Genomic DNA, 1,102 nt, shown 5'->3' with positions numbered 1-1,102 from the left:
CGTCGCTTAGGCCGTAGCGCTCCTTGATTTTCTCCTTTATCTCCTCCTCGCTTAGGCCGGCCATCTGGCCCTGGACGATTGTCGTCGCAATCTGGTTCTGCACCTCTTTCGGGAGCTCTGGGGCGTTTTCCTCGGCGGGCTGGGCTTCTCCGACGGGGAGAAACTCTTCGAGCTTCGGCACCTCGGTCGGCGCCTCCTCGGCGGTCTTTTCGACCTGCACGGCTTCCATCATCTACCACCTCCAGGAACGGCGCCCTGCAGGGGCGCGTACTGCTTCATAAACTCCTTCATAAACACATACGCGGAGAACTTTTCGAGCTGGTCGCGCGTGAGAAGACCCATGAGGAACCGGATGGCGTCCTCGTACTCTTTTAGCGTGTCGCTGAGCATGTCGGCGGTCGCTTCGAGTGCCCTGACCTGGCGCCTGAGCGCGGTTAGCTCGACCCAGACGCGCTGGAGCGTCTCGGCGTCGGTTAAGCGGAGAACGGCGTCGAGCTGGTTTTTGACGTACTCGTAGAGCCTGTCCGGGTCGGTCGAGAGCTGTTCAGAGTAGGCGACTATTTTATCACGCTCGACCACACCGAGCTGGAGGAGGCTGAAAATCAGCAGTTCGCCGAGCCGGGCGTAAACTTCCTTTCTAACCGCCGTATCGTGGAACTGAGCACCGAGCACTTCGCTAAGCGTCTTATCAATCTCTTTGAAGGTCGTCGTGCTCTTGGTGAACTCGTAGAGCTTCTGCGGGATTTTTTCTTCTTTCTCGCCACCCGTAGAGCTCTTCGAGCCCCCACGCTTCTTCGGCGCCGGCTCCGGGGCCGGCTGTGGGGAAGGGGCTTTGGTTGGTGGGAGCTTCGACTCTAACTCGCCCGGGACGCCTTCCTCAAGCTTCCGCTTCCACTCCTCGTAGTCCTCGCGAAGCTCGTTCCACATAGCCCTATATCGCTCGGCGGTGCGCATGACGGTGGAGGGCGTCGTGTCGAGGAGCTTGGCAATGTCTGTCGAGTGCGCGCGCGGGTTCTCGTAGATGCTTCTGATGATTCCGCGCCACAGCTTGCGCTTTGCCCACTTCGCGTCCGTCTCAAGGAGGAACGTGAGGAAGTCTTCG

2 protein-coding genes are annotated in these 1,102 nt (G+C 59.8%); both read right to left on the bottom strand.

The genetic code is table 11. From position 1 onward, the window contains the following. Positions 1 to 229 (bottom strand): hypothetical protein (locus tag MVO87_RS11300; RefSeq protein ID WP_297552292.1); only part of this gene is annotated, 229 nt, incomplete at its 3' end. Then, the coding region (locus MVO87_RS11295; protein WP_297552294.1) for a hypothetical protein at positions 229 to 1,102 on the bottom strand (874 nt) is incomplete at its 5' end. The genes MVO87_RS11295 and MVO87_RS11300, both read right to left, overlap by 1 nt.

Source organism: Thermococcus sp., assembly GCF_027063845.1.
Lineage (GTDB): Archaea > Methanobacteriota_B > Thermococci > Thermococcales > Thermococcaceae > Thermococcus.
The sequence above is the reverse complement of the archived record's forward strand: the minus strand, read 5'-3'. Positions and strand labels throughout refer to the sequence as shown.